Source organism: Microbacterium sp. ISL-103 (assembly GCF_018613995.1).
Classification (GTDB): Bacteria; Actinomycetota; Actinomycetes; order Actinomycetales; family Microbacteriaceae; genus Microbacterium.
Window position 1 is genome coordinate 1 of sequence record NZ_JAGGPD010000283.1, and the last position, 6837, is coordinate 6837.

Consider the following 6837-nt stretch of genomic DNA (forward strand, 5'->3'; position numbering starts at 1 on the left):
GCCGAGACCACGAACACGAACCTCGGAGAGCAGTACGACGAGGGCACCTCGGAATTCCGTTGATCGACCCGCGGGGGCGATGGCCGCACGGCGTCGCCCCCGCATCCTCCTGGAGATGAACATGTCACTCGCCACACGCCGCGAGGGCCGCACGAAGCTGCCGCCCGAAGAGCCGTCGATCCCGCAGCGCAGCGGCGGCACCGGCGCCTACTGGATCTACCTGCTGCCGGGCTTCGTCCTGCTGCTCGTCGTCGTCATCGTCCCGCTCGTCTGGAACGTGTACCTGACCTTCACCAAGTGGAAGGGCGTACGCACCCCGGAGTTCATCGGGCTCGAGAACTGGCAGAAGATCCTCACCGACAGCGACTTCTGGACCTCGTTCACGAACTCGGTGTGGATGATCATCGCGATGGTCGTGGTGCCGACGATCGTCGGGCTCATCGTCGCCGCACTGCTCTTCGACGTCGTCGGACGCAAGTTCGGAGGCAAGGTGGGCAGCTTCCTGCGCGCCACCTACTACCTTCCGCAGATCCTGCCGATCGCGGTCGCCGGCATCGTCATCGGCTGGATCGTCCGGCCCGGAGGGGATGGAGCGCTGAACCAGATCCTCGCGTGGTTCGGCATCCCCGCCTACGACTGGCTCGGTCAGATGCCGTCCGCCCTGATCGTGCTCATGGTGGTCATGGTGTGGGTGCAGCTCGGCTATCCGGTCGTGGTGTTCATGGCGGCGCTGCAGAGGGTCGACCCCGAGCTCTACGAGGCCGCGGAGCTGGACGGCGCCAACTGGCTGCAGCGTTTCACCTCGATCACGATGAGCATCATCCGACCCGAGATCTTCGTCGTCACCCTGACCTGCACGATCGCCGCGCTGAAGGTCTTCGGCCCGGTCTACATCATCACCCGAGGGGGTCCGGCGGGGGCCACCCTGGTGCCGGCGTACTACGCGTACCAGGAGTTCTTCACCAAGCGGAACGTCGGCTACGGCGCGACCATCGCCACCGTGCTCACGATCGTCGTGGTGATCGTGTCGATCATCTTCATCCGCGTGCAGAACTCGCTCGAGCGCAAGGAAAGGGCGGGTCTGTGATGCACGCCACCACTGCCATCGTCACCGGAAAGCCGAACAAGACCCGTCCGCGCGGCGGCATGACCAAGAAGCGCCCGGTCGACTGGCTGCTGCTCGCGCTCGTCGTGATCGGTGCGCTGCTGGTCATCGCGCCGTTCTACCTCGTGCTGGTGAACTCGTTCAAGTCGCCGGTCGACTACGCGACGTCCGGACCCCTCGCCTTCCCCGAGACCCTCGACTTCGGCGGGATCATCAAGTTCTGGGAACGCGTGAACTTCCCCGAGAAGGTCTGGAACTCGATCTTCATCGCCGGAATCGTCTCGGTGCTCGCCGTCGTGATCTCGATGCTCAACGCCTTCGCGATCGGCATCGGCCGGGTCCGCGGCCGCAGCTGGATCGTGCTGCTCTTCCTGTTGGCGAACCTGCTGCCGCAGGAGGCCCTGCTCTACCCCCTGTACTACATGTTCAAATCCGTCGGCCTGTACGACAACGTCTGGTCGGTCATCATCGTCTTCACCGTGATCCAGGCGGCCTTCGGCACGTACCTGCTCTCCTCGGTCTACGGCACCTTCCCGAAGGAGATCCTCGAAGCGGCATCCCTCGACGGGGCGAGCCGCTGGCAGATCCTCTGGCGGGTCGTGTTCCCGATCAGCCGCCCGACGCTCTCAGTGCTGCTCATCTTCTTCTTCATCTGGACGTGGAACGAGTTCCTCATCCCCCTCACCTTCCTCGCGTCGAATGCGAATCAGACGGTCCCCGTCGCGATCAGCGTGCTGCAGGGCGACCGGCTGATGGACGTCACGACCACGAGTGCCTCGGCGCTGCTCGGCATCATCCCCACGCTCATCTTCTTCCTCATCTTCCAGCGCACCCTCACGCGCGGCATCACGGCAGGAGCAGTCAAGTAATGAAGTTCACCGACGGGTTCTGGCAACTGCGCCCAGGCGTCACCGCGCTCTACGCGCAGGAGGCCTATGACATCGCCGAGACCCACGACACCCCCGATGGAGTGGGCATCGTGATCACGGCGCCCACCATGGTGATCGCCAAGCGCGGCGACACCCTGAACCGACCGGTGCTGACCACGACGCTCTCCTCCCCCGCCGAGGGCGTGGTGCGGGTGCGCATCACGCATCACGAAGGAGGCCGCTGGCACGGAGGGTTCCGACTCCCCGGGTCGGAGACCCCGGCGGCATCCGTGTCGCTGTCGGAGACCGGCGGAGTCCTCGATGCGGGCTCGCTCGTGGCCCGAGTCAGCCAGGGCGCGCCGTGGAACCTCGCATTCGAGGTCGACGGCCGACGCGTCACGGGAAGCGGGCACAAGGCACAGGGCTACGTCCGCCTCGCCCCGGATGCCCAGGTCGATGCCGGGATCGTCGACAATGCCCGCCAGGGGGGCTCTGCTCCCACCGGAACCGCATTCGTGCACGAGCAGCTCGACCTCGGAGTCGGCGAGCTGATCTACGGACTCGGCGAGCGCTTCGGGCCGCTGGTGAAGAACGGCCAGTCGGTCGACATCTGGAACGCCGACGGCGGCACCTCGAGCGAGCAGGCGTACAAGAGCATCCCCTTCCACCTGTCGAACCGCGGGTACGGCGTGCTGGTGAACGACCCGGGCCACGTCTCGTACGAGATCGGCTCGGAGTCGGTCGAGCGGGTGCAGTTCTCGGTGTCGGGCGAGGTGCTCGAGTACTTCGTGATCGCCGGCCCCACCCCCAAGGACGTGCTCGGGCGGTACACCGCCCTGACCGGACGCCCACCGGTGGTGCCGGCCTGGTCGTACGGCCTCTGGCTGTCGACGAGCTTCACCACCGACTACGACGAGCAGACCGTCAACTCGTTCATCGACGAGATGGCCGCGCGGCAGCTGCCGGTGTCGGTGTTCCACTTCGACTGCTTCTGGATGCGCGAGTTCAACTGGACCGATTTCGTCTGGGATGCCCGGGTGTTCCCCGACCCCGAGGGGATGCTCTCGAGGCTGCACGACAAGGACCTGCGGGTCTGCGTCTGGATCAACCCGTACATCGCCCAGCGCTCGCCGCTGTTCCGCGAGGCCGCGGAACAGGGCTTCCTCGTCCGGCGAGCCGACGGCTCGGTCTGGCAGTGGGATCTCTGGCAGGCGGGCATGGGACTCGTGGACTTCACGAACCCCGACGCGACCGCCTGGTACCAGGCGAAGCTGCGCGCCCTTCTCGCCCAGGGGGTCGACTGCTTCAAGACGGACTTCGGCGAGCGCATCCCCACCGAGGTCGTCTGGGCCGACGGCTCGGACCCGATGAGGATGCACAACCTGTACACCGATCTCTACAACCGCGCCGTCCACGATGTGCTCGTCGAGGCGCGAGGGGCCGACGACGCCGTGCTGTTCGCTCGCTCGGCCACGGCCGGCGGGCAGAGCATGCCGGTGCACTGGGGCGGTGACTCGACCTCGACCTACACCTCGATGGCTGAGACCCTGCGAGGCGGACTCTCGCTGGCCCTCAGCGGCTTCGCCTTCTGGAGCCACGACATCGGCGGGTTCGAGGGAACCCCGGATGCGGGCGTCTTCAAGCGCTGGACAGCCTTCGGGCTGCTCGGCTCGCATTCCCGGTTCCACGGCTCCAGCTCATACCGCGTGCCGTGGGCGTTCGACGAGGAGGCGGTCGACGTGACGAGGCGCTTCACGCACCTCAAGATGCAGCTCATGCCGTACCTCTACCAGCAGGGCATCGACGCCTCACGCACCGGTCTGCCGCTGATGCGACCGATGCAGCTCGAGTTCCCTGACGACCCTGCGGCCGCGTACCTCGACCGGCAGTACATGCTCGGCGCCGACATCCTCGTCGCTCCGGTCTTCACCGAGGACGGCTCGGTGGAGTTCTACCTGCCCGAGGGCGAATGGACCTCTCTCCTCACCGGCGAGACGGTCACGGGCGGCGGGTGGCGGCGCGAGACGCACGGCTTCGACTCGCTTCCGGTGTATGTGCGTCCTGGCACCGCACTCCCCTGGGGAGCCCGCACCGATCGACCGGACTACGACTACCACGACGGCCTGCGGCTGCGGGTCTTCCCGGGCGGATCCGGTTCGGCGTCGGTGACGGTGACGAGCCCTGACGGCCGTGAGAAGATCTACGAGACTGCCCTCGAGGAGGTGACTCGGTGACCCTCTCCCCCGCCGACGACTACCGCGGATCCGGACTCGTCCTGCCTGAGGGCTTCACGTTCGGATCGGCGACCGCGTCGTACCAGATCGAAGGCGCGGCCGACGAAGACGGCCGGAGCCCGTCGATCTGGGACACGTTCAGCAGGACTCCGGGTAAGGTCTGGAACGGCGACACCGGCGATGTGGCGTGCGACCATTACCACCGCGTCGATGAAGACCTCGATCTGATGTCGGATCTCGGTCTGCAGGCGTACCGCTTCTCGATCGCCTGGCCCCGGATCGTCCCGACGGCGGACGGCGGTGTGAATCAGGCCGGGATCGACTTCTACTCCCGCCTGGTCGACGGGCTGCTCGCGCGCGGCATCCGTCCGGTGGCGACCCTGTACCACTGGGATCTGCCCCAGTACCTCGAAGACGCGGGAGGCTGGACCGCTCGCGCCACGACGGATGCCTTCGAGCGGTACGCCGAGATCATGGGCACGGCACTGGGCGACCGGGTGCACACCTGGACGACTCTGAACGAACCGTGGTGCTCCGCCTACCTCGGCTACGGGCAGGGCGGGCACGCGCCGGGGCGGCATGAGCCGGCATCCGCGCTGGCGGCCGTGCACCACCTCAACCTCGCTCACGGCCGGGCGATCCAGGCGCTGCGCGCGACCTCGACCGGCGACCCCGACTATTCCGTGACATTGAACTTCCACGTGCTGCGCGGACAGGGACAGGGATCGGACGAGGCCGTGCGGCGGATCGACGCCCTGGCGAACCGCGCCTTCACCCACCCGATGCTGCGCGGCGAGTACCCCGCCGACCTCCTCGCCGACACGGCGTCGGTCACCGACTGGTCGTTCGTCCGAGACGGCGATCTCGCGGTCGTGAACCAGCCGATCGACGTCCTCGGGGTGAACTACTACTCGACGGCGACGGTACGGCTGTGGGACGGAGTGTCCGAGAAGCAGCAGAACGACGGCCACAAGGGCGCGGCCGGCGGCACTGCCTGGCCGGGCAGCGACCAGGCGGTCGAGTTCGTCGAGCAACCGGGTCCGTACACGGCGATGGGCTGGAACATCGCGCCCGAGGGACTCGAAGAGCTGCTCGTGTCGTTGTCGGAGCAGTTCCCCGGTCAGCCCCTGATGGTCACCGAGAACGGCGCCGCGTTCGACGACGAGGTGGCCGAGGACGGCTCGGTTCCCGACCCGGAGCGCACCGACTATCTGCGCCGGCATTTCACCGCCGCGCACCGCGCGCTGCAGCGCGGCGTCGACCTGCGGGGCTATTTCGTGTGGTCGCTGCTCGACAACTTCGAATGGGGATACGGCTACGCCAAGCGGTTCGGCATCGTGCGCGTCGACTTCGACTCGTTCGAGCGCACCGTCAAGGATTCCGGCCACTGGTACCGCGGTCTGATCTCGGCACGGACGATCGGGGCCTGACCCCTGCCCGCGGCGTTCGGGCGCCGTCTTCGCAGTGCGGGGGCGGCGCTCAGCGCTTGTCGGGGCGCTTGCGCTCGTTCCAGGCGGCGAGCGCTGATGCGGCGGCACCGGCCGCCCGATCGATCGCCTCAGCCGATCGGCTGATCACACCCTGCGCGGCATCCTGCCAGGCCGATGTCGCCTGAGGAGCTTCTCCCGCGCGGATCCGAGCGGCGTACTCGGCCGACTCGAACGCACGCTCGAGGTCGGATACCGCATCGCGGTAGGCGGCGAACTCCGCGGGGGCGACCTTGCCGTCCGCGGCACGACGTGCCTCGACGGCGCGGCCGGCGGCCCGCAGGTACTCCGCTGTGGCCGGCTGCCTGACGTCGGTCATCGCCGGATACGCGATCTGCAGCGCGGGGTCGGTCTCGTAGCGCATCCATCGCACGACGACCGCGTCGTGCTGCGCCTGCAGCCGCTCGAGCGGGCGCGGTGCGGATGCTGCGGGGATCGCCGCTCGGGCGGCGTTGAGCCGCACCTGCTTGGCGCGCACATCGGCGGCGGCGGCCTTGGCGTCGTGCTCCTTGTTGCGGAGCATCCTCTTCGCCCCTGCGAGTTGATCCGATGTCGCGCGGCGCGCGCTGCGCTCTGCCGCGATGCGCGCCACGTCGGCTCGTGCGAGCTTGACGGCCATGCGCCGCTCGACTGCGGTCTGCTGCGCGGCCTTGAGATCGTGGCGAGCCGCATCGAACTCGAGCCGACGACCGCTCCTGGTGCTGCGACGGCGGAGTCCGATCGCACCGGCGGTCACTCCTCCGGCGGCGACGGGCGCGATCCACCACAACTCGACGGCGAGCAGCAACGGATCCATGCTTCGATGCTACCCAGCCGAGCCGACGATCGCTCCGCCGTGTCGCGGGCAGCACTGCGGCCACGACCGATATCCGGTCGTGGCCGCAGAAGCCGCTCTCGTCAGACGATGCGCAGTGTCACACCAGCGTCTGCTGCCAGGCGGCATGCAGCTGCGCGAACTTGCCCGTGCCGCTGATCAGCGACTCGGGAGTGTCGTCTTCGATGATCTTCCCGTGCTCCATCACCAGTACGCGGTCGGCGATCGCGACCGTCGACAGTCGGTGCGCGATGATGATGGCCGTGCGATCCTTCAGCAGAGTCTGCAGAGCATCCTGGATCAGCCGCTCCGACGGGATGTCGAGCGA

5 protein-coding genes and 1 pseudogene are annotated in these 6837 nt (G+C 67.7%); 4 read left to right on the forward strand and 2 right to left on the reverse strand.

The genetic code is table 11. From position 1 onward, the window contains the following. Positions 1-121: 121 nt before the first annotated feature. The 4 genes from J7E68_RS11140 to J7E68_RS11155 are packed head-to-tail and all read left to right on the forward strand — an operon-like array spanning position 122 to position 5638. The gene (locus J7E68_RS11140) at positions 122-1087 is read left to right on the forward strand and encodes a carbohydrate ABC transporter permease (protein ID WP_215172596.1); all 966 of its coding nucleotides are present in this window, start codon (positions 122-124) and stop codon (positions 1085-1087) included. Further along, the gene (locus J7E68_RS11145; protein ID WP_215172588.1) at positions 1087-1974 is read left to right on the forward strand and encodes a carbohydrate ABC transporter permease; all 888 of its coding nucleotides are present in this window, start codon (positions 1087-1089) and stop codon (positions 1972-1974) included. The genes J7E68_RS11140 and J7E68_RS11145 overlap by 1 nt, the downstream gene beginning before the upstream one ends. Continuing rightward, positions 1974-4208, forward strand: coding sequence for an alpha-xylosidase (gene yicI, locus J7E68_RS11150; protein WP_215172591.1), 2235 nt, complete (start codon positions 1974-1976; stop codon positions 4206-4208). Before J7E68_RS11145 ends, yicI begins: the two co-directional genes overlap by 1 nt. Further along, positions 4205-5638 carry a GH1 family beta-glucosidase gene (locus tag J7E68_RS11155; protein WP_215172592.1) on the forward strand — a complete coding sequence of 478 codons (1434 nt, stop codon included), beginning with the start codon at positions 4205-4207 and terminating at the stop codon, positions 5636-5638. The genes yicI and J7E68_RS11155 overlap by 4 nt, the downstream gene beginning before the upstream one ends. Before the next feature lie 49 nt (positions 5639-5687). Here J7E68_RS11155 and J7E68_RS11160 read toward each other — a convergent pair whose 3' ends face one another. Together J7E68_RS11160 and J7E68_RS11165 are read right to left on the reverse strand one after the other, a co-directional pair. Beyond that, on the reverse strand, positions 5688-6491 hold the full coding sequence (locus tag J7E68_RS11160) for a hypothetical protein (RefSeq protein WP_215172594.1): 804 nt from the start codon (positions 6489-6491) through the stop codon (positions 5688-5690). 118 nt (positions 6492-6609) lie between these two features. Beyond that, positions 6610-6837, reverse strand: a pseudogene (locus J7E68_RS11165) (ABC transporter ATP-binding protein); the annotation flags it as partial.